Origin of the sequence: Roseivirga ehrenbergii (assembly GCF_001593005.1) — a bacterium.
Taxonomy (GTDB): domain Bacteria; phylum Bacteroidota; class Bacteroidia; order Cytophagales; family Cyclobacteriaceae; genus Roseivirga; species Roseivirga ehrenbergii.
Genome location: NZ_LQZQ01000049.1, coordinates 200910 through 225895, shown reverse-complemented (window position 1 = coordinate 225895; position 24986 = coordinate 200910). Strand labels below are relative to the sequence as shown.

Below are 24986 nucleotides of genomic sequence, written 5' to 3'. Positions count from 1 at the left end.
CTTCGGCAAGTTCGCAATGGGGAAGCTTTTAACCTTTGCGCTACTCTGAGACCTTTGTGGTTAAATGGCTTCATTACAACTGTCTCGTCCTGAAATAGGTTGACACAACTTATTAATTGAATGGATGAAAAGTCAGGAGGTCGCGCCTATTATAGCGATGAGTATAAACTTAGGATAATACAAAAAGTATTATCGGGAGAGATGAGCAAGGAAGGAGCGCTGCGTAAGTATGGTATAAAAGGCCATAGTGCGATAACCAATTGGATGCGTAGTTTTGGCATTCACGAACCTTTAAAACGGAGGATTTATTTGGAAGAACCTAAAGACAGCCCAGAAGGTAGGGAATTATCGGAACGGGTCAAAGAGCTTGAAAAGGAACTAAAGCTATCTGAACTGAAAGCGGCTGCCTATTCAAAGATGATCGACATTGCCGAAGAAGAACTTTCGATCAATATCCGAAAAAAGTTACCCACCAAACAATCAGGGCAATGAGAACCATGTATCCAGAAATAGGCCTTGAAAGGATATGTGGATTGTTTGGTGTAAGCAGGCAAGCCCATTATAAAAATGAGAGAAAGTTAGCAGATGTTTTAAACACACATCAAAAAGTAGTTCAGATGGTGTTGGAAAAACGAATGGACCACCCCAAGCTTGGTGGTAGGAAGCTTTATCACCTGCTGAGTGAAGATCTAGACAGGTTAGGCTTAAAAATGGGAAGAGATGCTTTTTTTGATACACTCTCCTCTCACAACCTTTTAATTAAAAAGAAAAGGCGGAAAGCAGTGACTACCAACTCCGTCCATTGGTTCAGAAAATACCCCAACTTAATAAAAGAACTACCCATACTGGGCATAAATCAAGTTTGGGTAAGTGATATTACCTATTGGCGTGTGAATGGAAAGTTTCTTTATCTGTGCTTGATCACAGATGCTTACAGTAGAAAAGTGATGGGTTATGAGCTCTCGGACAACATGGAGGCGATCAACAACTTAAGGGCGCTCCACATGGCCATAACTAGCGCTGGCGTCCAGTTGGAAGGCTTAGTACATCATTCCGACAGAGGCATCCAGTATTGTAGTCACGAATACGTCCAAATGCTTAAATCTAACCAAATACTGATAAGCATGACCGAGAATGGAGACCCTTTAGAAAATGCTATAGCTGAACGAATCAACGGAATACTAAAACAAGAGTATCTTCGAAATTATACAGTGGAAAACCTTGAACAGGCTAGGCTCTTTACAACAAAAGCAATAAACTTATACAACAATGAGAGGCCTCACCTAAGTTGTGGAATGGAAACACCGCAAAACGTGTATCAGACAAATCACAAACCGGAGAAGCTTTGGAAGAACTATTGGAAAAAGACAATTGTAAACCAACAGCAGGATTTAAATCCTACTGTTAACTTATACCAGGATTAAATGTTAAACCTGTCAACCTATTTCAGGACGAGACAGTTCTAATACCCATTGTTATGGATTACACCCTTCCTTCAACAAAAAACTAAAGCCACAAGCACATAAAAAAACTGGCGAAGCAGATGCCTCGCCAGTTTAAAATCTAATCTGTTAATTGCTTAACTATTTATTTCCTTTTGCTTTCTCTTTCATTAAGCTAGCACCTTCTCCTTCTACAGTGTTATTGGTTTCATCTACCAATTCGTAACCTAAAGTTCTTCCTTTAAGTGTAGCTGGTAAACCATTCGCCATCCATTCTGGCATTGGCGCACCTTTTAAGTAGTGATCGAAGAATTGTCCCATTCTGATAGAAAGGTCTTTTCTGTTTTTACGCTGAACAAGGTTATGGTCTTCGCCATTGTACACCACTAACCAAGATGGTTTTTGCAAACGTCTCAAGGCCATGTAGTATTCAATACCTTGGTACCACGGCACCGCACCGTCTTCATCATTGTGCATAATAAACAAAGGTGTTTCCACTTCGTCCATTCTAAATAGCGGAGAGTTGTCGATGTAGCGTGTTGGAGTTTCCCATAAAGTTCCACCCAAACGACTTTGTGTTTTCTCGTACTGGAACATACGGCTCATACCGCTACCCCATCTCACTCCACCATAAGCAGAGGTCATGTTTACTACTGGCGCACCTGCACCTGCCGCAGCATACATGTCTGTTTTAGTAACAAGGTAAGCTACTTGGTAACCTCCCCAGCTTTGGCCTTGGATTGCCATTTTGGTTTTATCTACAAAGCCCATATTTACAACAGCATTTGTAGCCGGAACCACATGGTTATAAGCACTAGGCCCAGGATAACCCAATTCATATTTAATGTCTGGAACTAATACCAAGTAATCGTTACTCACATAATATGGAATATTGATTGTACTTGCACTTGGCGCTGGACTTGGATGGCTATGTAAGCTGTTTGATCTTCTTTCGTAGAAATAAACAATCATTGGATATTTCTTATTCGGGTCGAAGTTTTCTGGCTTGTAAAGAATGGCCTGCATTTCTTCTCCATCTTGTAAAGAATTGAACTGAATTAGTTCGGCAGTACCCCAATTGTAAGGATCTTCTTGTGCGCCTACATTGGTAAGTTTTTTCAAACCATCCATTTTATAGCTGTTAGCTACATACAATTCACCAAATTCTTCATAAGTAGATTTAGTAAAGATAACGCGATCAGAATCTTCCGCTTTGATTAACCTACCAAAACTCACATCTTCCATAACCACTTTTGTCGGGTTAGAAGCTTTTGAAAGGTTGGCAGTGTAAAAACCATCTTGCATTGTCCATTGGTGCATGGCACTAAGCAATACTGGAGCTTTCATTGAGATAAATTTCTCGTCTCTATCTAGCGACTGATACCTGAAAGTAATATTGTTTTTACGGCCAAAACCATTGGTTACGTTTTCAGGAGCTAATTTTCCTTTTGGATCAATTTTCCAGATATCGAAACGATCGTTAATAAAGAAAGCAGCATCTTTTTCGCTCCAACCTGCCGCTCCGTAAGAACCAGCTAAAGAAGGGGAATCATGCAACTCATCTGAAAAACTCACATCGATTTTCTCGGTTAGATTCCTTACAGTTTCAGTAGCCACATCCATAGCAAACCAATCTTCCAATTCAGGATCGTACCAAGTTAGGTAGTTACCCTCTGGCGATAACGACATAAACCCTCTGCCAGCTTGCATAAGCAATTCGGCTTTACCTGTATTTACGTTAACTTTGTAGTAATCGCGTGGCTGTTGAGTATCCCATGTAGACTGAACTCTATAAGCTTGGTCGTCTGTAGCCAATACAAAGTCACGGTCATTTTCGGTATCAATATAAATGTTCTCCAGGTACTGATTACCTAATTGAACCATTTTCATTGATTTCAAATCCATTACAACATCATAAGTCTTATTCTTATCTCTGTTGGCTCTTAATTTCTGCATTGGCTGAATATACGGATCGTTATATGACCATACATCTACCGCAGGGCGTTCAGAATCTAATAAAGTAGTATCCTCTTCGTATGCATATTTCACAGGGCGTGGAGCTGTTCCGAAGTACAATCTTTTTCCGCTTTCTGAAAAGCGTGGGTTACTATTATCACTTACCATCCAATTATTAGGAAGACCAGCCGTAGTAGTATCGGCAATGATTTTTGCCTCATTATTACCTGCTTTCCAATGCATTAAACTGAAATATTTGTCATCAGCTTTGCTGTCAGAATTAGTAGCAAAAAACACCAACTCTTCTCCATCCTCTGTAGTGGTAAGCTTTTTATAATCTTTTAAGCCTGAGTTTAGAGTAACTTCTTTACCAGTTTTGGTATTATAGGCAAATACCCCCGCAGGATTCAATGAATCTGCTTCATCTTTTTCGAAATACAGATAGTTACCTTTTGTGGTTAACTCATAATCCATAACACCTTCAAAGCGCTTTTCGCTACCAGAAACCATGTTGTAAAGCACTAGCTCTGTACCTTTAGATTTAGACTTCGGCTTTTTGTCTTCGTCAGATTTTTCACCCTCTTCTTTTTTACCTTTTTCTTCCAAAGCAGCTTCATGAATCCAAGCAACAAACTCGGTAGATTCATTCGGTAACTGATAGTTTTTTACCCTAGCAATTTTCTTGATATCACCGCTTTTAAGGTTCACTATAAATAGGGAATCTTTAGGCATTTTTGCACTGGTGGTTTTCTTAAGTTTCAGCGCGTGCTCCTTCTCATATTCGGGATTAACGGTAGCTACCACAAAATCGCTATTCTTAGTGAAAGAATACCTACTTACTCTATCGAGGGTATAGGTTTTGTTATTGGTCAGGCTCTTGATCTCAAGTATACCGTCTCCTACCTGAGGGCTAATTCTATAAGCGGTCCAATTACCATCATTGCTTATAGTGGTGGATTGCAGGCTTTTCCAGTCATCATAAACATCATGTGTTAGTGGTTTCTTTTGGGCGGTTGCCTGAAAGAGCATAAACAGCATGAAAATTGAAAATAAGCTGATTTTCGTTTTCATAGGTTTTAGTTTCTAATTGTTATCTATTCCTTACAAATATAAAAGTTAGGCAGAGTTTATAAACACTTCTTATATTGACGGAATCAACTTGAATTAAAACGAAAAACATCATGCTCAAAAAGACACTTCTATTTTCTTTTTTGATGGTGCTTTCTTTGCAAACTTTTGCGCAAAAAACCATTGCCGAAATCACCAAAGGAGCCATTAAAAAAGAAGGCTTTTTTAATTATTATTGGAACGAAGATGCCGGCAAAATTTATTTAGAAATAAAGAATTTCGATAAAGAATTTCTCTACATCAATTCGTTAGCGGCCGGTATTGGGTCCAACGACATTGGTCTTGACCGTGGTAAATTAGGTGGCACCAGCGTAGTAGAATTCAGAAGGGTTGGATCAAAAGTGCTTTTGGTTGAACCAAATTACAGCTACAGAGCGGTTTCTGATAATGCCGATGAAGTTGAAGCTGTGAAACAGGCTTTTGCCGAATCGGTTTTAGAAGGTTTTAAAGTAGAAGCAGAAGAGAATGGAGTGGTGTTAATCGATATTACTCCAATGATCCTTACCGATTCTTACGGAGTAGCCAATTCGCTTAATCGTTCTCGTCAGGGCTCTTACCGTTTCGATGCCAGCCGCTCGGCCATCTACCCTCCTATGTTGAAGAACTTTCCTGAAAATTCAGAATTTGAAGCTACAATTACACTAGTGGGAAGCGCCAGTGGCAGTTACATCAGAAGTGTTACTCCAAACCCAGATGCGGTCACCGTACGCATGCACTATTCTTTTGTTGAATTACCAGATGCAGGTTATAAACCGAGAAAACTCGATCCTAGGTCAGGTTACTTCGGTACTTCATACATGGATTACGCTACTCCAATTCAAGAAGATATCCGAAAGAGGTTTATCAACAGACATAGATTAGCCAAGAAAGACCCTACGGCAAAAGTAAGTGAGGCCGTAGAACCAATTATTTATTATGTAGACAGGGGTGCTCCAGAGCCCATCAAATCTGCACTTATTGAAGGCGGGCAATGGTGGAATCAAGCTTTTGAGGCTGCTGGTTACAAAAATGCTTTCCAAGTACGTGAAATGCCTGCCGATGCTGATCCAATGGATGTCCGTTACAACTTGATTCAATGGGTACATCGCTCTACTCGTGGTTGGTCTTATGGATCATCCGTTTCTGACCCACGTACAGGAGAGATTATTAAAGGCCATGTAAGTTTAGGTTCGCTAAGGGTTCGCCAAGATTTCTTGATTGCTCAAGGTTTAATCAATCCATATGAAAATGGTACTACTCCAGACCCCATCATGCTCAAATTAGCTCTTGCCCGTTTGAGACAACTATCCGCTCATGAAATTGGGCACACCCTTGGTTTAGCACATAGCTACGCTTCTAGTGCTGATGGCGATGCTTCGGTAATGGATTACCCTCACCCTCAAATTGGTCTTAAAAACGGTAAAATCTCACTAGACGCTCCTTACGATACTGGCATTGGTGAATGGGATAAAGTAGCAATCACTTATGGATACCAAGACTTTCCAAAAGGAACAGATGAGGACAAAGCCTTGAATGATATTATTGAAAAAGGATTGAAAGACGGTTTGCACTTTATTACCGATTCAGATTCTAGGTCTCCGGGTAGTGCACATCCTTTCTCTCACCTTTGGGATAATGGGAAAAGCCCTGTGGATGAATTGAACCGATTAATGGAAGTAAGAGCAATTGCTTTGAAAAATTTCTCTGAGCAAAATATTCCTATGGGGGCTCCAATGACTACTTTGGAAGAAGTATTTGTTCCAATGTACATGCTCCACCGCTACCAGTTAGAGGCAGCTTCTAAGGTAATTGGAGGTGCTTATTACAACTACAAGCTAAGAGGCGATTCTCAGCCTTTACAGCAAACAGTACCTGTTGGAGAGCAAAAAGCAGCGCTTTCGGCTTTAATAAATGTGTTGAAACCAGAGAATTTAGAAGTACCTGCGCATATTCTTAAAATCATTCCTCCTAGAACCCCAGGGTATGGAAGATCAAGAGAAACCTTTAATGTAAGAACAGGAGTACTTTTCGACCCAGTTTCTCCGGGAGAAGCTGTAGCAGGAACTACGATGAGCTTCTTGTTCAATTCGCAGCGTGCTACACGTTTGGTTCAGCAAAAAGCAATGGATAGTAACCAGGTTGGACTTCAGGATGTGATTAATGCAGTGGCAAACCTTGCCTTTGATACTAATTACACTGGTTACCGTGCTGAACTACAGAAAGTAGTTGCCGACAGCTTTATCAGCGAATTGATGTCGTTAAGCATGAGCTCTCAGGCCTCTGTTTCTACTCAAGCCGAAGCGATGGCAGCGCTTAGAAATTTTGCTAAAAAACTAGCCAGCGGAAATGACACTTTCCAAAATGAGTTGGCGTTTAGAGTAGCGCGCTTTTTAGAAAACCCTAAAGAAGTAACACCAACCAGTGCATTGACTCCTCCAGATGGTTCACCAATTGGAATGGATGCCCAATTCTGGTGTACGTTTGAAGGATACTAATTAAATAAAAACAGATTGAAAGAATGAAAAAGAGCCAGAAAACCAGGGCTCTTTTTCATTTCTGATTACTTTTATAAAGATTGTTCGTCTTAGCCATAACTGAATTTAACTATGAATAAAAGGAACGCTGTAGCACTCGTATTAATCATTGTGTCATTAGTATGCCTCTACCCTGGCCTAACAAAGCCCATTATTCAAATCAACATTGGAGCCCAACTGCCTTTAATAGGCGAATTCACACTTTTTGAAAGAACACAAAGTGTAGTAGAAAGCATCCAGTCACTTTTTGAGACAGACAATGACCTAGTAGCTTGGTTGATTCTTATCTTCTCCATAATAGTACCCATAACTAAAGCCGTAATTCTATTGGCTGTTTTGGCCTTTAAAAAACTACCGGGGAGAAAGGCCCTTTATCGTTTTGTAGGGTTAATCGGAAAATGGTCAATGGCCGATGTGTTTGTTGTGGGTATTTTACTGGCTTTCTTGGCCACAGGCGAAAACGAAAGCATTCGGGCCGAACTTTATGAAGGCTTTAACTATTTCTTGGCCTATTGTATTATCTCCATTCTGGCTATTCAGGTAATGGATGTAAATACCGATGACCTAGTGCAATAAAAAAGGGGCCAATGCCCCTTTTCTTACTCTGAGTATTTAAACGAATCTAAAAACTTTTTCCCAGCCTCATCAAGCTCAGTATCTCCAGTTACAACAACCATTTGAAATTGGTATTGCTCCATAAGAATAACCCTATAGAAGCATATTGCTTGGCCTTCCATTAGACTAATAGTGGCCTTTTTACCTTCGTTGCTTTTATATTTATATATATCCTGGTTTAGAATATCGCCCTGCACTTGTTCATTAAATGACTCCAGAGAAACATCTGCCAAGCCTTTATGGTCTCCAAGCAATTCAGTGTGCAAGGTCCAGCTAAACAAATAGGTTTCTTCACCAATGGTTGAGGTCACTTTAATGGTGTTTGTCGATTCACCTACAACCTTCGAAACCGTATACTCGCCCGGCATTGTAATACCAAACTTACCATTCTGCGCCAAGTATTCCAGTTCATCACCTATGGAGTAAAGAAGATTTTCAGATTCATTATTAGATGATAATTGACTAGGCATCAACAAGACACCAAGTATTGCAGGCAAAATCATTTTCAAAAACATAATTCAAACAGTTTAATTGACTAACATTTTTATTCCGATAGCCCCTTAAGCTGCAGACCGGAAAATGAATTTAAGAAATATCCTTAATCTTATTATAACAGAGTGAACAAGATATTTTCAGTATTTAAATTTTCATGACCCAAGCCCATTCTTTGATTAAATAAGCTTACATCTTTTGTCTAATCATTTAGATTTGCACTCACATGAAATCCGCCCGTAAATCACTTACCGAAGGCCCAATATTAAAAACGCTTACCATGCTGGCTTTGCCCATCATTGGTGTAAACCTATTACAAACGGGCTATCAGTTGGTAGATGCATTTTGGGTGGGTAGATTAGGTGCCAATGCTGTGGCAGCAGTTTCAATAAGTTTTCCGATTAACTTTCTATTGATTTCTCTCAGCTCAGGTTTTGCCTTTGCTGGTGCTATTTTAGTAGCACAATACGCTGGTGCTAAGAACATTAAAATGGTAAACCATGTAGCACGACAGACCTTGTTGATGGCCTTTTTAATTTCACTGATTGTATCCATTGTTGCTTACATATTTTCACCACAGATACTCAACATTGTTGGGGTAGAAGAAATCATTTTTGATGACGCCAACCTCTTTCAGCGCACCATTTTTATTGGATTGATTTTCAACTTTGGTTTTATCATGTTCCAATCGCTATTAAGAGGTGTTGGCGAAGTGAAAATACCACTGTATATCAATGGAGCTACCTTGCTTCTTAACTTCTTTCTCGACCCATTATTTATTTATGGTTGGGGGCCAATTCAAGCTTATGGAGTAACAGGTGCGGCTGTCTCTACTTTGGTAACCCAATTTTTATCTATTGCAGTAGGTATGTACATTTTATTCAAAGGCACAACAGAAATTAAGTTGAGTATGAAGGCTTTTTCCTTCGATTGGCCATTACTTAAAAAAGCATTTAAACTCGGTTTCCCTTCTTCAATCGAAATTTCGGCCAGAGCCTTAGGCCTTACGCTTATGACTGTTTTGGTGGCCCGTTTCGGTACAGAAGTGTTGGCCGCTTACGGAGTGGGCTCTCGCTTAATTAGCTTTGTCGTAATCCTCAGCTTAGGTCTTTCAAAGGCGTGTACTACTTTAGTAGGGCAAAACATGGGCGCAAAGCGAATTGACAGGGCAGAAAAAACCACTTACTATTCATCTGTTATAGGCTTTACTTCCCTTTCAATAATGGGACTAATATTTTTCATTTTGGCCGAACCACTCACTCGCGCTTTTTTAGCCGGTGATGATCATGTGGTTGAAATGGGAGTTGATTTTCTTAAAATCACATCTCTCAGCTTTGGTTTTATGGGTTTGCAAATGTCGATCATAGGTGCCTTGAGGGGATCGGGAAATACTATTTCTTCCATGATATTAACCATAATAGGCATTTGGGCAATCCAATTCCCTGTGGCTTGGTTTTTATCCTCACACACAGCTTTAGGTTACAATGGCTTATGGTGGTCGTTCCCGATTTCTAATGTAATTCCTGCCTTAATCACCTTAGGTTGGTATAAAACAGGCAGGTGGAAAAGTAAAAACTTGGTGCACGCAAGCCAAGAAAGCTAGAATACACCAAGTTATGTTATTTTTAGATTAGAGTACTTTAGAACTTAAAGTCTCCGAAGATATCGTCATCATCATCTTCTCCCCAACCACGGTTCTTTTTAGATTTAGAAGGTTTTGGTGGCATCTTCTTTTTTCTGAAGCCATCATCATCTCCACCTCTGCCTTTCAGAGATTCCTTTTTCTTTTTGTTTGGAGAGTTTTTCCTCGGTGCTCCTTTCGTTGGCGCTTCAGACCAATCCAAACTTTGCCCACCTTTCTCTGGCTTACCTCCACCATCAAAATCATCTTCCTCTCGGCTTTCTTCTCGTCTGGGCTTAAATTCTGGTCTCTGACCACCTTGGCCACCAGCAGGTTTTCGTTCATTCGATTTTCTGTCTTCAGCCTCAGAAACAGAAATATTTCTTCCGTCTAAAGCGGTACCATCTAACTGAGTAATGGCTTTTTGGCCATCCTCTCTGTTTGCCATGGTGACAAAAGCGAATCCTTTGGATTTACCGGTTTCACGATCGGTGATGATCTTTAAGCTTTTTACCTGACCAATTTCTTCAAACAACGCTCGCAGGTTACTTTCTTGGGTTTCGTAGCTCAACCGGCCTACAAAAATGTTCATGTTACTTAATAATTCTATTTGTTTCTCGCCCCTAAGTTATTAGTATTTTGGGATTTGTGTTCAATATCGGTAAGAACAAAGCATTTCAAAATTTATTTCATAATTTATTTATCTTGAGACTCGAAAAAAAATCAACCTATGAAACGTCAGCACACCTTAGTTTTTCTACTTATCACTTTTTTAGCTGTGAGTTGCGGTAACTCTAAAAGCAATGAAGAGAAATCTGAAGATAACCCTAGCCAAACCGAAGAATGGATTTCGCTTTTTAACGGAAATGATTTTACTGGCTGGGAAATGTATGGGGAAGAGCCCATCATGGAACAATGGCAAATTGTAGATAGCGCAATTGCTTGTAATGTAGGTTTAGGAGAAAAAAATGCTGGATTCAACAGGTCTATTATGACTACTGATGATTACGGAAACTTTGAACTTGAGCTTGAATACAAAATCTCGAAAGGCGGAAATAGTGGTGTTTTCTACCATGTAGTGCAATTAGAAGGTAATGGACACGACTACTTAACAGGCCCAGAATTTCAATTACTTGACGATGAGTTTTCGAGGTCTGAAAGTGAGGCCAATAAAATGGTGGGTGCCAACTACGCCATGCATGCTCCTTCCGAAACCAAAAAGCCAAATCCGTTTATGGAGTGGAATAAAATCAAAATTGTTTATAAGGATGGACATGTAGAACATTGGCTGAATGGTGAAAAAATCTTAGAGTTTAAAGAAGGCAGCGAAGACTGGTATGCGCGGAAAGAGGCAGGTAAATGGGCGAAATATGAGTTTTACGCCAAATCAAAATCAGGCCGTATTAGTCTTCAAAACCACGGAGATGAAGTCTATTTTAGAAACATCCGAATTAGAGAGTTGTAGAAAGGGGCTGTTCAGATAGCCCCTGAAGTAAAACTAGAATTGGTTTCAAATGTCAACAGGAACATACAGCCAAATTTATATTCAGGTGGTTTTCGCTGTTAATGGTCGCCAAAGCCTGATTCTGAGGGCTTGGGAGGATGATTTATATAAATACATCACCGGGATTGTTCAGAATAAGGAGCAAAAGATGCTTGCCATTAATGGAATGCCCGACCACATTCATTTTTTGATAGGAATGAGACCAACCTGTTGTTTGTCAGATTTAGTGAGAGAAGTCAAAAAAGCCTCTAACAAATGGATCAACGAACAGGGACATGTAAAAGGGAAGTTTGAATGGCAGAGCGGATTTGGCGCATTTTCTTATAGCCACTCTGCCCTTGATAAGGTAATCGTTTATATCATGAACCAAAAAGACCATCATCGAAAAAAGACCTTCAAAGAAGAATACATTGAATTTTTAAATAAATATAAAATTGAATTCAAAGATGAATACCTATTCGACTGGCTGGACGAATAGAATAGGTTCAACCCTTTCAGGGTTGCTGGCTTGTTCAAACATCTCATTGCTATAAATATGGCATCCCGATGGGATGCTCAGCTGGCTTTATTCGTAATAACCGACCCCAGCGGGGTCATATCTTTATAGAAAAACCACAATGCAATAGGATCATCTCCCGACCCCAGCGGGGTCGTACCAATACCATCTACCAAATTATCTTAATTTCGCGGAATGAAGGCGCAACACTTTTACCTCATTCATATTCAATATATAGGCTTTAGGTTTCATGGCTGGGCCAAACAACCCGAGGTAAAAACGGTACACTATATGATCGACCGTACCTTGGCTTTTGTGCTCGGACACCGCGACTTCAAAACCATGGGCAGTAGCCGCACTGACTCTAAAGTTTCAGCCCTAGACAATGCCTTTGAGCTTTTCCTTCATGAACCAATTCAAGACGAAGCCGATTTTTTACATAGAACAAACCTCAATCTGCCGCCAGACATCAAAGCAATTGGCATCAAAAAAGTAGACGCGAGTTTTAATATTATCAAATCACCTCGTACCAAAGAATACATTTACCTTTTCGCTTTTGGTGAAAAACCACATCCTTTTAGCGCCCCTTTTATAACAACCATACCTGAGGAGTTAAACATTGATTTGATGAAAGAAGGAGCCAAACTATTTGAAGGTATCCATGAATTTAAAGCCTATTGCAAAAGGCCTAAAGAAGACACCATTACTCAACGAGAAATACTTTTTTCTAGAATTGAAGAGAACCAAGAGTTTAGCGCTAACTTCTTCCCTACTAAAAGCTACATATACAGAGTAAAGGCAGCAGGTTTTTTAAGACACCAAATAAGAATGATGGTAGGCCAACTTTTTCTTCTTGGCAAAGGAGAAACTAGTTTGGAGGAAATTAGCCTTTCACTAAAAGGTAAGCACACCAAAGAAATATTTCAGGTAGCTCCGGGTTCTGGCTTAATTCTTCATAAAATTGACTTCGATGAAAAATAGCACTTTGTGTTTTGCTCATTTTCCCAGTTATCCATATTTTGAACCAAGCCTATAACAAGCACGCATTTCATACAAAAGATTCGAAATTTGATTTTGATAAGGTTACATTTATGAATCTGTTAATCCGTTGAAAGCTACTATTGCCACCATATTGCTCGCTTTGCTTACCCTCCCGTTCGGAGGCACTTACCTATTCCTTGAAATGGAAAGAGCAAAAGCAAAACAACATGCTGCCCTAGCAATAGCAAACGAAGAAAATCCTGTAGAAATGGTTCACCTAGCCTTTACAGAGGCTCAAATGAAGTCTGATTTACGTTGGGAACACGATGGCGAGTTCGAATACAAGGATCAGATGTACGATATTATTTCCCGAGAAGTAAAAGGTGATACCACCTACTTTTATGCCTATTGGGATAAACTTGAGTCAATGGTTAACCACAAACTCAACGAACTAATTGCACTTCACTTTGGTGGAAAATCAGATCAGCAAGACGACAGCCAATTGGTGGTCTCTTTGGTTAAGGCACTCTATATCCAGCCAAGTGTGCAATCCACAACTTTTATTAAACCCATTGTTTCCACTCAATTTTTCGAGATAGAAATGACCTACGACCCTAGGTCGCAAGGTGTGGATGGCCCTCCCCCACGTTTTAATGTATAAATATTGCTTTAACTAAAGCATCATGGAAGTCTATTCCATGTGTTAAAAGCCTGTATGGCTGAGTAAAAGTTTATACATCATTTTCTATTTTACCAATGAAGAAATATTTATTCATGTGGTGCTTTGTGCTATGTACCCTTTCAGGAATGGCACAAACAGTTACCATTATTGACAAAAATACTGGTGAACCGCTGGAGTTAGCTACTTTGGCGAGCAATTCACCCAGGGCCTTTGTGGTTACAAACATTAAAGGTCAAGCAGATATTACAGCCTTTGAAGGTGCTGAAATTATCGAAGTCAGAATGCTGGGCTACGAAAAAGCAATGGTGAGTTACGCCATTCTTTCCCAAACCAATTTTACCGTAGAATTAGTTGCTTCTAAGTTATCTATGGACGATGTAGTGGTTTCGGCCAACCGTTGGCATCAAGACCGGCAAGATGTTCCTAACAAAATTAAAACCATTACACCTTCAGATATACAATTGCAAAACTCTCAAACGGCAGCCGATTTACTCGGTAGTACCGGAGATGTTTTTATTCAGAAAAGTCAACTGGGGGGCGGTAGTCCTATGATTCGAGGCTTTTCTACTAATCGCTTATTGATTACCGTAGATGGTGTTAGAATGAACACCGCCATTTTCCGTAGCGGTAATTTACAAAACATAATTTCTCTCGATGCTTTTGCTACAGAAAGCGCTGAAATTCTGTTTGGTCCAGGTTCCGTTATGTATGGTAGTGACGCGATTGGTGGAGTAATGAGTTTTAGAACACTCAACCCACAATTATCTCACACCTCTGAAACATTAGTGAAGGGTGCCGCTGTGGCAAGATACTCATCAGCAAACGCTGAGAAAACAACGCACTTCGACATCAATGTTGGTTGGAACAAATGGGCTTCGGTAACCAGTTTTTCTAATTCCAATTTTGGAGATTTGAGAATGGGTACCAATGGCCCCGATGATTATTTAAGACCATTTTATGTGGAGCGTCAAAATGGAGTAGACGTAATGGTGGCAAATGAGGATCCATTAGTTCAGAAGCCAACGGGTTATGAACAAACCAATTTGATGCAGAAAGTAAGGTTCAAACCAAACGCTAACTGGGATTTAGTTTATGGCTTACACTATTCCACCACTTCAAACTATTCTCGTTACGACAGATTGATCAGAACCCAAGGAGGTTTACCGAGAAGTGCAGAATGGCAATATGGCCCGCAGGTTTGGTTAATGAATAATCTGACCGCTACCCATCAAGGCAATAGCCGTTTATACGACCAAATGAATATTCGTTTAGCTCATCAGTTCTTTGAAGAAAGCAGAATCGACAGGGATTTCAATAAGCCAATAAGGGCTTCGAGGGTAGAAAAAGTAAACGCCTACTCTTTCAATCTAGATCTTGACAAAGCCCTAAAAACAGGCACAGAACTGTTTTATGGTTTCGAAGCGGTTTATGATGACGTTAACTCAATTGGAACAGATGAGGACATTACGACTGGCGATGTTGTTGAAGGTCCTGCACGTTATCCGCAATCTTCTTGGGCATCATATGCACTGTATGCTTCGTTGCAACACCGCATTTCACCAAAACTACTGGTTCAGGCAGGAACGCGCTACAACTACTTTAAGTTAGATGCTAAGTTCGATACGCGTTTTTATCCTTTCCCTTTTGAAACCGCTAAAATTTCAAATGGTGCTGTTACAGGTAGTTTAGGCTTGGTGTTCAACCCAGAAACAGACATGACAATTTCTACCAATTTATCTACTGGTTTTAGATCGCCAAATGTAGATGATGCGGGAAAAGTGTTTGACTCTGAACCTGGTGCTGTAGTAGTTCCGAACCCTGAATTAGGCCCTGAATATGCCTATAATGCTGAATTGGGAATTGCTAAAATTTTTAACTCATCAATCAGAGTTGATGTTACAGGTTTTTATACCAGACTCGAAAATGCCTTGGTGAGAAGAGATTTTACCCTTAACGGCCAAGATCAAATCATGTATGATGGTGAATTGAGCCAAGTTCAGGCGGTTCAGAATGCTGCTTATACAAAAGTATATGGTATTCAGGCTGGCATTGAATTTAAGTTCGATTCTGGTTTTGGTTTTTCTACACGTTATAATCTTCAGCATGGAGAAGAAGAGCTAGACGATAGTTCTTTAAGCCCATCGAGACATGCTGCTCCTTCGTTTGGTGTAACTAAAATCACTTACAATCATCAAAACCTTAAAATGGATTTGTATGCCATGTACAGTGGCGAAGTAAGTTTCGATGATATGCCAGCTGAAGAAAAAGGGAAAGGCTATATGTATGCCGTAGACAGTAGTGGCAACCCTTATTCGCCAAGCTGGTTCACACTTAACTTCAAAGCACTTTACAAGCTATCTAATGGTATGACCGTTAGCGGTGGGGTAGAAAACATTACCGATCAGCGTTATCGCCCGTACAGTTCGGGCATTACCGCTGCCGGAAGAAACATCATCCTTTCTTTAAAGGTTGATCTATAGTGGTTGTTTTGTTCATGGCACGCTCTGTGTAAGCGGAGCGTGCCTATTTTTTATACTTCCCATCTTAAATATCCTTGATCAATAGCCAAACGATTGAAGGCTTCAACTCAATATTTTATTTCAGGAATAACCTAAGCACTTGCAAATACTTCTTTTACGATTTGTATTAACATGAATAATATCTTTACCATACCATAATTTAAAACTATGAATTGGATTCTATTGATTATTGCGGGCTTGTTCGAAGTGGCCTTCGCTTATTGTTTAGGCAAAGCTAAAGAGGCAACAGGAAATGAAGTGTATTGGTGGTATGCTGGTTTTTTCATTGCTCTAACCATAAGCATGACCTTACTGATCAAAGCAACTCAAACACTTCCTATCGGAACCGCCTATGCGGTATGGACAGGCATTGGTGCCGTGGGTACAGCCTTGGTAGGAATTCTATTCTTTAAAGACCCAGCCAGTTTTTGGCGTATTTTCTTTATGATCACACTTATTGGGTCAATTGTAGGCTTAAAAGCTGTTTCGCAAGCGGCATAGCAAAAAGAAAGAGTGACCAAAAACATGCTGGTCACTCTTTAAATATCTTACGAGCCATAAAGACATCCGCTACAACTCAATATCTTTAATTTTACGCTTGGCTTTCCAGTAGCCCCAAAGTAGCTTGGGGCTTATTGCTTTTTTCCACGTTGGGCTTCAAGCATGTCCCACATTTCTTGTGGTATTTTCTCTAAATGGCTAAATTCACCTGCACCTTGCAGCCATTCTCCACCATCAATGGTCACTACTTCTCCGTTTACATAAGCCGAATAATCCGACATTAAATAAGCCGCTAGGTTGGCCAATTCTTGATGTTCTCCTACCCTGCCTACTGGCACCAACTTGGCTGGATCGAATTTCTTCACCAAATCCCCTGGCAATAAACGGCTCCATGCTCCTTCCGTAGGGAATGGCCCTGGAGCAATCGCATTCATTCTGATTTTATATTTGGCCCATTCTACTGCCAATGAGCGAGTCATGGCCAATACACCAGCTTTAGCACAAGCAGAAGGCACAACATAGCCAGAGCCCGTCCAAGCATAAGTGGTTACAATATTCAGTACAGTTCCTGGTTGTTTATTGGCAATCCACTTTTTACCCAAAGCCAAAGTGAAATTGGTGGTACCTTTTAATACAATATCTATTACGGTGTCGAATGCGCGGTTAGAAAGGCGCTCGGTAGGACTAATAAAGTTACCAGCAGCATTGTTCAAAAGTGCGTGAATTTGACCAAAACGCTCTTCGGTTACTTTCAACACATTCTCTACTTGTTCGTAATCACGAACATCGCACTGAACGGCCAAAACTTTCCCACCCGTTTGGGCTTCCATTTCCTTAGCGGTTTGCTCCAATACTTCAATCTTACGACTGGTAATTACCAAATTGGCACCCAATTCTAAGAAATAAGTACCCATTGCACGACCAAGGCCAGTTCCTCCACCCGTTACAATTATAGTCTGATCTTTTAGTGCTCCTTCTTTGAGCATTCCGTCTGTTCTCATAGTCTCTTTTGCTTCGATTACCAAGATATAAATTATTATGCATGCAGCACAATCTTTTTAAGGCCGTCCATCGTTAATGTCCGTGATTTTCTGATTCAGATTATACATATTTGCCCCCTAAACCTTATGCTATGAAACAGCTTTTTTCTTACTTCTCAATTGTTATAGTTCTTTCTTTATCTTCTTGTGTGGCAAAAAAAGATTTTGACGCCCTAATGGCCGAGAAAAACGGATTAGCCTCAGACAAAGCTCAATTGGAAAGGGAGCTTGCCGTAGCCAATGAAAAAATCAATCGTTTAGAAGTTCAGCTTAATGATTTAACCACCGAAAAAAATGCTTTACAAAACGACTTAGATATTATTGATAAGGAGCTAAAAGCCCTGCGTTCTGAACACGGCAGAATTAAAGGATTGTATGAAAACCTATTAACGAACAGTGGTCAGTTGAACCAAGATTTGGCCCGTCAGCAAAAGCGATTGTTGGCCATGGAAGAAGACCTTAATATTCAGAAAAAGAGAAACGAAGAACTGGCTGAAGATTTAAGCAAGCGTGAAGCCCGTGTAGCCGAACTAGAAAAGCTAATTTCTGACAAAGAATCGGCTGTTCAGGCTTTAAAAAACAAGGTAACCAATGCGCTACTCAACTTTAATGAAGACGATTTAAAGGTAGAAGTAAGAAACGGTAAGGTCTATGTTTCTTTGGCCGAGCAATTATTGTTTGGAACGGGAAGTATAGCCGTTGACCAAAAAGGTGTAAGTGCTTTACAACAGTTGGCCAATGCCATTAAAACCAATCCCGACATTAATATTATGGTAGAAGGCCATACAGACAATGTTCCATTCTCTAGAAAAGCACAATACATGAGCGACAACTGGGATTTGAGCGTACTGCGTGCTACTTCTATTGTGAGAATATTGGTAGAAGGTGGCGTAAGCCCTACGGCAATCACGGCTTCGGGCCGAGGAGAAAGTACACCAATAGTAGCAAACGATAGTCCTGAAAACAAGGCGAAAAACCGTAGAACAGAGATTATTCTCACCCCTAAACTGAACGAGCTTTTTCAGATTCTTGATAATTACTAAACCATTTTCATCAGCATTTGATTTTACCGTTATGTCTACACAAAATGAGTTTTCGAAATATACATTAGAGGAGCTGGAGAAAAAGAAAAAGCACTTTAAAAGGCTTCAAATCTTGATGTTAGTCTTAACCGCCATCTCTGCGATTATATTAGTTGTTACTGCATTGGTAAAACATAACCCGCAAGCCTATCAGTTGATACCCTTTCTCGTAATTGCTGGCGTAGTATTCCCATTCTTGGTATTTAAACCCATCCGTAAGAAGATACAGGCGGAGATTGAGAGAAGAAGGTAGGTTTAATTTCAGTCTTTACCTATACCAATGACGATTCAGCAATTAATCACAATACTTATCATTCTTTTCATCATGTTTTACTAAATGGATTTGGTAGATTGAGCCTATCTTAAAAGATAGAGTAATGAACCAAGGCATATACGAAGAATTAGTCACTCAGCTCATTTCAACCAAATTAAACGAGCTCGATAGGGACACTTTTATATATAAACTTTCGAAACTAGATAAGGCTGAGGCTACTACGTTCCTGTCAAAACATATTGCCGCTACAATACACCACGCTCTCAACCTAATTAATGGTGAGCATGCCATAGAGCAACAAATAAATATTGCAAACAAAATTATTCTCTTTCTTAAAGATGAACTGAAAAATGAGGACTTCAATGATAACCTGATTGATACAGAAGGAAAAATATTAAAAGCTGTCTTTTCAAGAATTGATACTCACTTTTCAAACTTAGAGTTGCACCTTAAAGAGATAACTCCTTATACACGATTAACTCATAGTGAACTATTCACTGGAGGAAATGCTGGTTTATCCTTAGAAAGCGAATTAAAAAAGGAGATTTTATCTGCCAATAGAATAGACCTATTGGTTTCTTTTATCAAATGGAAAGGGGTTATCATTCTCAAAAGTGAGTTTGATGAATTTATAAAACGAGGCGGAAAATTACGTGTTATCACTACCACATACATGGGGGCTTCGGACCTTAAAGCAATTCAGTTACTAGCAAGCCTAGATAATACAGAGATTAAAATATCATACAACACTGGCAATGAACGACTACATGCAAAAGCCTACTTGTTTTTCCGAGACACAGGGTTTCATACTGGGTATATAGGTTCCTCAAATTTCTCAAGAACAGCCTTAACCGATGGTTTAGAGTGGAATCTAAAAATCACATCTAAAGAAGTAAGTCACATTATAGACAAGTTTCAAAAAACTTTCGAGTCCTATTGGCAGAATCCTGAATTCGAAACTTTCGATAACAACAAACATAGAGTTAAATTAAGTGAGGCTCTAAATCAAGGAAAATCAATTGGTCTACCCAACATTCCTGTTTCATTTTTCGATTTAAAACCCTACCCTTTCCAAAAAGAAATTCTTGAAAAATTAGAAGTTGAGAGATTTGTTCATAAAAGGTTTAAAAACTTATTAGTTGCAGCAACTGGAACAGGTAAAACGGTTATTTCAGCTTTTGATTTTAAACAGTTTGTCGAAAAAAAACCAAAAGCTAGACTCTTGTATGTAGCCCATCGAAAAGAAATTCTGATACAGGCACTAAGCACTTTTAGAGGGATTTTAAAGAATAATAACTTTGGGGAGTTATGGGTTGATGGCCTTGAACCTATTAACAACGAGCATGTTTTTGCCTCAGTTCAAACTCTGAATAATCAGATTAATACTCTAACATTAAGTTCTTCATATTATGACTTCATTATTATTGACGAGGTTCATCATATTTCAGCATCTAGTTACCGTCCAATCATAAATCATTTCGAACCAAAAGTTTTACTTGGGCTTACCGCTACACCTGAAAGAATGGATGGTTCAGATATTCTTTCAGATTTCTCCGGCCGTATAGCGGCAGAAATAAGATTACCCGAAGCATTGAACCGAAAACTCCTTTGTCCTTTTCAATATTTCGGAATTTCAGACAGTGTTGACCTAGGAAACGTCAAATGGGCGAAAGGGAAATACGTAATTAGCGAACTCAGTGATTTATATACTACCAACGATAGACGAGTTAGAGAAATAATACACAATTTAGAGAAGTACACTAAAGACATAAATGAAGTGCGAGCCATTGGTTTTTGTATAACCATTGAACACGCACGGTACATGGCCGCAAAATTTACACTAGCTGGATTCAAGGCTGCTTATTTAACAAGTGAAAATAATAACGAAAGAGAAACCCTCAGATATAAGTTTCAACAGAAAGAAATCAATTATTTGTTCGTAGTTGATATTTTCAATGAGGGTGTCGACATTCCTGAAATTGACACAGTTTTATTTTTGAGACCAACAGAAAGTCTTACCATTTTCCTACAACAGTTAGGGAGAGGCTTGAGGTTAGCTGATAACAAAGACTGCTTAACCGTTCTCGACTTTGTTGCAAACGCTAGACCAGAGTATGATTTTGAAGGAAAATTCAGAGCTCTAATAGGTAAAACAAATTCATCCGTAAAAAAAGAAGTTGAGAATAACTTCCCACAACTTCCATTAGGCTGCTCAATAGTTCTAGAAAAGAAGGCGAAAGAGTACATCCTTGATAATATCAAAAATGCCACATCGCTAAACAGAAATCAAATCATACTTAGAATTGCTAATTTTGAACATCAAAGTAGTCTACCTTTAACACTTAAAAATTTCATAGAATTCACGCATATACCAATCGAGGTTATTTATAAAAAGGACTGTTGGAGCAGACTCTGCCAATTAGCAGGTAAACTCCCTAATTTCTCAAGTAAAACAGAAAAACCAATCCTTACAACTATCAGAAATAAATGGTTTTCTACTAAATCACATTCCTATTTTAAATTCATCCTTCAAATCGCGAAATCCGAATTCAAAATTTCAATCTCGGATTTCAATGAAGTTGAGCAGAAAATGCTCCTAATGCTTCATTATGACGTCTGGCAAAAGGCATCTGGGTTCACAGACCTAGAAACTAGTATTAACTCGATTGGTGAAAGCCCTATTTTAGTAAATGAAATAATTGAGGTACTCGAACTATTATTAGATAAAATAGATTTTAACGAAACATCAATTGACCTACCTTTCAAACAACCTTTAAAAATTCACGCTAGATATACTCGAGATCAAATTTTAACTGCTTTTGAGTTAAACACTTTCTATAAGCAGTCATCCAACCGTGAAGGTGTAGCAGAAAACAAAGAACTTAATACCGAAATACTGTTTGTTGATCTCATAAAATCAGAAGAAGATTTTTCACCAACAACCATGTATGATGACTACGCAATCAGTGAATCCTTATTTCATTGGCAATCACAAAATCAAACTCGGGCTGACTCTGGAAAAGGCGTGACGTACATTAAGCATATGACTCTAGGTAAAACAATTCTATTGTTTGTTCGTGAAAAAGCTAAAAATGAACATAAAACGACAATGGGTTATATTTTTATAGGCAAAGTAAACTATCTAGATCATTATGGTTCTAAGCCTATGAGCATAAGATGGCAACTAGAAGAACCTATCCCCAATTACTTATGGAAAGATGTTGTTAAATTTGCTATAGGATAACCCCCCTCAAGGCGAAACCCATTCCATTAACTGAGCACAAAGAATTGCGCCATATGTACCGAGTGCATAGCCTAATACGGCAAGTAATACTCCTACTGGCGCTAAAGCTGGGCTAAATGCTGAAGCAACCACCGGAGCCGAAGCGGCTCCGCCTACATTGGCTTGGCTACCCACCGCCACAAAGAAGAAAGGCGCTTTAATAATCTTAGCTACTACAATCATAATAATCACATGAACGAGCATCCAGCTGATGCCAATGGCAAACAGTCCTGGGTTATCAAACACTTCGCGAATGTTCATTTGCATACCAATGGTAGCCACCAAAATGAAGATAAATACTGAGCCTAGGCGGCTGGCACCTGCGCCTTCTAGTTTTCTGGCTTTAGTAAATGAAAGTCCTACGCCTACGGTGGTCGCAATCACGACCAACCAAAAGAAATCTGAATTGAGTGATGTAAGGTTATACTTATCAAGGAAATCAATATTTCTTTCCATTACAGGTTGAATAGAATCGGCTCCCCAACGCGCCAAAGCAGTAGCTCCAAAGGCAACCGCCAGAATAGTCATTACTTCGGTGAGGGTAGGTACTTTTGCAATACTCGCTTGGTAATCCTCTACCCTTTTCTTTAAGTCATCAATGGCCGTTGTATCCGATTTCAACCAACGGTCTACCCTTTTGGCCTGATTGGCTCCATAGAGCAAAAAGCCTGTCCAAATATTGGCGCAGATCACATCTATTACTATCATTTGAGAAAAGAGCTCATCGCTCACTTCATAAATCTCCTTCATAGAGGCTTGATTGGCTCCTCCACCAATCCAGCTACCCGCTACAGTGGTTAAGCCGCGCCATACTTCTTCGGCACCCCCAACATCTAAAACACTTGGGGCAACAGCCGAAATAAATAAAATGGCAATGGGTCCACCAATCACAATACCGATGGTGGCGGCAAAAAACATAATCAGCGCTTTTGGCCCCAGGTTAATAATTCCCTTTAAATCGATGCTTAAACAAAGTAAAACCAAACTGGCCGGTAGTAAATAGCGTGATGCTACAAAGTATAGGTTCGACTCTTCCCCCGAAATCAAACCCAAAGGCCAATTGAGTAAAGCAGGCAAAAAGTAACAAAGCAGAATACTTGGTACAATAGTGTAAAACTTCTTCCATAAAGGATTTGGTGAATGCGAAGTGTGAAATACTGCGGCAATCACAATCAGAAGTAAACCGAGAACTATGGCATCGTTAGTGAAAAAAGGCTCCATGCTTGTTTAAGTTTTGAACTCTAAAAAAAGGAATTTTAATCGTTATTTATAACCTTCTCCTTTATCTTCTTCTAAACTATTCACTTAAAGACAGCGCAAAACAACTTATGAACTACCAGTAAGGGAATTTCTGAAAGATTTTATGACCAATGGGGGGCACGGATTAATTTAAACACATATATTCGGGTTTTAAACTATTCAAATATGGCTACAAGAGGAGGTTTTTCAAGTCGATTGGGTTTCATTATGGCGGCAGCCGGATCGGCAGTAGGATTAGGTAACATTTGGGGTTTCCCATATGAAGTAGGACAAGGAGGAGGTGCAGCATTTGTGGTGATGTACCTTATTTTTTGCTTTGTATTGTGTTATCCGGTAATGGTTACCGAGATCGCTATTGGTAGAAAAACCGAAAAAAACCCTGTTGGAGCTTTTAACGCCTTAGGTTTTAAAAAATGGAATTTTGTAGGAAAAATGGGCATCTTCAGTGGTTTCCTTATTCTTTCTTTCTACAACGTAATTGCGGGCTGGGCATTTGGCTATGTGTATGAAATGGCCATTGGAAACTTTGCTATCGCAGATCATTTCAGCGAATTTGTTCAGGATGTATTTAAAGTGGGTGCCTACGGAATGTTATTTATGGCTACTACTGCTTTTGTTGTGTCTAAAGGTATATCAGGTGGTATTGAAAAGGCGGCTAAGTTCCTAATGCCTTCTCTTTTAATCATGATTTTGCTGATTGTAGGCTATTCTTTAACCCTTCCAAATGCAATGGACGGTCTTAAATTCTATCTAATTCCTGATTTTTCTAAACTAAGTTCAGAGGTAATTATCAATGCCTTGGGTCAGGCTTTCTTCTCTCTTTCTTTGGGAATGGGTGCCTTGATTACTTACGGTTCATACGTAAACAAGAAAGAAAACATTGTTTCTGCTGCGGCCTTTATTACGCTTGCCGATGTGGGTATTGCTGTATTGGCGGGTATGATGATATTCCCTCTAATTGGTTTTATGAGTGGAGGAACTATGGATGGTGTAGGTAGTGGGCCAGGTCTAATTTTCGTTACGCTTCCTCAAATTTTCGGAACTATTGGCGGAACTTTTGGCGCCATAGCAGGAACATTGTTCTTCGTACTACTTTGTTTTGCTGCCCTTACATCAACTGTATCTCTACTTGAAGTTCCAGTAGCTTATGTAGTAGATGAAAAAAATGTAAGAAGAAGCAGAGCGGTTTGGTTGGTAGCAGGAGCTATTTTCTTAATCGGTATTCCTTCTTTGTTAGGAAATGGATATTCTGATTTCTTCTCGAACTTTATTACTTACCCAGGCTCTGAGACCGCTACAGATTTCTTGAGCTTTATTGCCAACGTAGCCAATGATACGCTTCTGCCTTTGGGTGGCTGTTTGATTGTTTTCTTTGCAGCACATATTTGGAAAAAACACAATTTGGATGAAGAACTCTCTCACGGTGCTCCAAACTACAAAGGTTCTTTCCTTCAGAAGTACTTGAACTTTGCAGTAGGCTACTTAGCTCCAGCTGTTCTTGGATTCATTTTCATTATTACTGTTTTGAAAACATACTTTGGGGTAGACATTTTTTAATTACTCTTAAGAATTTATGATATTGAACCTCTTCTCGAAA

At 39.5% G+C, this 24986-nt stretch carries 20 protein-coding genes; 15 read left to right on the top strand and 5 right to left on the bottom strand.

Annotated features, from left to right (window positions below; translation table 11 throughout):
- Nucleotides 1–120: 120 nt before the first annotated feature.
- Nucleotides 121–492 (top strand): transposase, encoded by a 372-nt coding sequence (locus tag MB14_RS15435; RefSeq protein ID WP_062593156.1) that lies wholly within the window; start codon nucleotides 121–123, stop codon nucleotides 490–492.
- Nucleotides 489–1424, top strand: a complete 936-nt coding sequence (locus MB14_RS15430) for an IS3 family transposase (protein ID WP_089082179.1) — start codon at nucleotides 489–491, stop codon at nucleotides 1422–1424. Before MB14_RS15435 ends, MB14_RS15430 begins: the two co-directional genes overlap by 4 nt.
- 159 nt (nucleotides 1425–1583) lie before the next feature.
- Here the strand turns inward: MB14_RS15430 and MB14_RS15425 are convergent, their stop codons facing one another.
- On the bottom strand, nucleotides 1584–4469 hold the full coding sequence (locus tag MB14_RS15425; RefSeq protein WP_062593154.1) for an alpha/beta hydrolase family protein: 2886 nt from the start codon (nucleotides 4467–4469) through the stop codon (nucleotides 1584–1586).
- A 110-nt stretch (nucleotides 4470–4579) separates the two neighbouring features.
- Here MB14_RS15425 and MB14_RS15420 point away from each other — a divergent pair, with 110 nt between their 5' ends.
- Both MB14_RS15420 and MB14_RS15415 read left to right on the top strand, forming a co-directional pair.
- Nucleotides 4580–7000, top strand: coding sequence for a zinc-dependent metalloprotease (locus MB14_RS15420; protein ID WP_062593152.1), 2421 nt, complete (start codon nucleotides 4580–4582; stop codon nucleotides 6998–7000).
- A 111-nt stretch (nucleotides 7001–7111) separates the two neighbouring features.
- Entirely contained in the window at nucleotides 7112–7615 is a 504-nt protein-coding gene (locus MB14_RS15415) for a paraquat-inducible protein A (RefSeq protein WP_062593150.1), read from the top strand.
- 23 nt (nucleotides 7616–7638) lie between these two features.
- Here the strand turns inward: MB14_RS15415 and MB14_RS15410 are convergent, their stop codons facing one another.
- Entirely contained in the window at nucleotides 7639–8169 is a 531-nt protein-coding gene (locus tag MB14_RS15410; RefSeq protein WP_062593148.1) for a hypothetical protein, read from the bottom strand.
- Nucleotides 8170–8372: 203 nt separating this feature from the next.
- Between MB14_RS15410 and MB14_RS15405 the strand changes: the two genes are divergently transcribed.
- Nucleotides 8373–9749, top strand: a complete 1377-nt coding sequence (locus tag MB14_RS15405) for an MATE family efflux transporter (RefSeq protein WP_062593146.1) — start codon at nucleotides 8373–8375, stop codon at nucleotides 9747–9749.
- Nucleotides 9750–9786: 37 nt separating this feature from the next.
- Here MB14_RS15405 and rbp read toward each other — a convergent pair whose 3' ends face one another.
- Entirely contained in the window at nucleotides 9787–10359 is a 573-nt protein-coding gene (rbp, locus tag MB14_RS18855; protein WP_084376104.1) for an RNA-binding regulator, read from the bottom strand.
- Between the two features lie 138 nt (nucleotides 10360–10497).
- Here rbp and MB14_RS15395 point away from each other — a divergent pair, with 138 nt between their 5' ends.
- The 6 genes from MB14_RS15395 to MB14_RS15370 all read left to right on the top strand — a co-directional run bounded on the left by MB14_RS15395 (nucleotide 10498) and on the right by MB14_RS15370 (nucleotide 16450).
- Entirely contained in the window at nucleotides 10498–11232 is a 735-nt protein-coding gene (locus tag MB14_RS15395) for a 3-keto-disaccharide hydrolase (RefSeq protein ID WP_062593144.1), read from the top strand.
- Nucleotides 11233–11281: 49 nt separating this feature from the next.
- Nucleotides 11282–11749, top strand: a complete 468-nt coding sequence (gene tnpA / locus MB14_RS15390) for an IS200/IS605 family transposase (RefSeq protein ID WP_062593142.1) — start codon at nucleotides 11282–11284, stop codon at nucleotides 11747–11749.
- A 213-nt stretch (nucleotides 11750–11962) separates the two neighbouring features.
- Entirely contained in the window at nucleotides 11963–12748 is a 786-nt protein-coding gene (locus MB14_RS15385) for a tRNA pseudouridine synthase A (protein WP_062593139.1), read from the top strand.
- A 127-nt stretch (nucleotides 12749–12875) separates the two neighbouring features.
- The gene (locus tag MB14_RS15380) at nucleotides 12876–13409 is read left to right on the top strand and encodes a hypothetical protein (RefSeq protein ID WP_062593137.1); all 534 of its coding nucleotides are present in this window, start codon (nucleotides 12876–12878) and stop codon (nucleotides 13407–13409) included.
- Between the two features lie 95 nt (nucleotides 13410–13504).
- Nucleotides 13505–15910 (top strand): TonB-dependent receptor, encoded by a 2406-nt coding sequence (locus tag MB14_RS15375; RefSeq protein ID WP_062593135.1) that lies wholly within the window; start codon nucleotides 13505–13507, stop codon nucleotides 15908–15910.
- 207 nt (nucleotides 15911–16117) lie between these two features.
- The gene (locus MB14_RS15370) at nucleotides 16118–16450 is read left to right on the top strand and encodes a DMT family transporter (protein WP_062593133.1); all 333 of its coding nucleotides are present in this window, start codon (nucleotides 16118–16120) and stop codon (nucleotides 16448–16450) included.
- A gap of 131 nt (nucleotides 16451–16581) precedes the next feature.
- Here the strand turns inward: MB14_RS15370 and MB14_RS15365 are convergent, their stop codons facing one another.
- Nucleotides 16582–17451: an SDR family oxidoreductase gene (locus MB14_RS15365; RefSeq protein WP_062593131.1), complete on the bottom strand. Its 870-nt coding sequence runs from the start codon at nucleotides 17449–17451 to the stop codon at nucleotides 16582–16584.
- Between the two features lie 131 nt (nucleotides 17452–17582).
- On the opposite strand from MB14_RS15365, the gene MB14_RS15360 reads away from it, so the two are divergent.
- The 3 genes from MB14_RS15360 (at nucleotide 17583) to MB14_RS15350 (ending at nucleotide 22090) form a co-directional block, all read left to right on the top strand.
- Nucleotides 17583–18533, top strand: a complete 951-nt coding sequence (locus MB14_RS15360) for an OmpA/MotB family protein (protein WP_062593129.1) — start codon at nucleotides 17583–17585, stop codon at nucleotides 18531–18533.
- A gap of 31 nt (nucleotides 18534–18564) precedes the next feature.
- Entirely contained in the window at nucleotides 18565–18825 is a 261-nt protein-coding gene (locus MB14_RS15355; RefSeq protein ID WP_132643964.1) for a hypothetical protein, read from the top strand.
- 124 nt (nucleotides 18826–18949) lie between these two features.
- Nucleotides 18950–22090: a DUF3427 domain-containing protein gene (locus tag MB14_RS15350; protein ID WP_062593125.1), complete on the top strand. Its 3141-nt coding sequence runs from the start codon at nucleotides 18950–18952 to the stop codon at nucleotides 22088–22090.
- 6 nt (nucleotides 22091–22096) lie between these two features.
- On the opposite strand, the gene MB14_RS15345 is transcribed toward MB14_RS15350, so the two are convergent.
- On the bottom strand, nucleotides 22097–23350 hold the full coding sequence (locus MB14_RS15345) for a DUF819 family protein (RefSeq protein ID WP_062593123.1): 1254 nt from the start codon (nucleotides 23348–23350) through the stop codon (nucleotides 22097–22099).
- 204 nt (nucleotides 23351–23554) lie between these two features.
- On the opposite strand from MB14_RS15345, the gene MB14_RS15340 reads away from it, so the two are divergent.
- Complete coding sequence (locus MB14_RS15340) at nucleotides 23555–24946, top strand: sodium-dependent transporter (RefSeq protein WP_062593122.1); 1392 nt, start codon at nucleotides 23555–23557, stop codon at nucleotides 24944–24946.
- Nucleotides 24947–24986 lie beyond the last annotated feature (40 nt).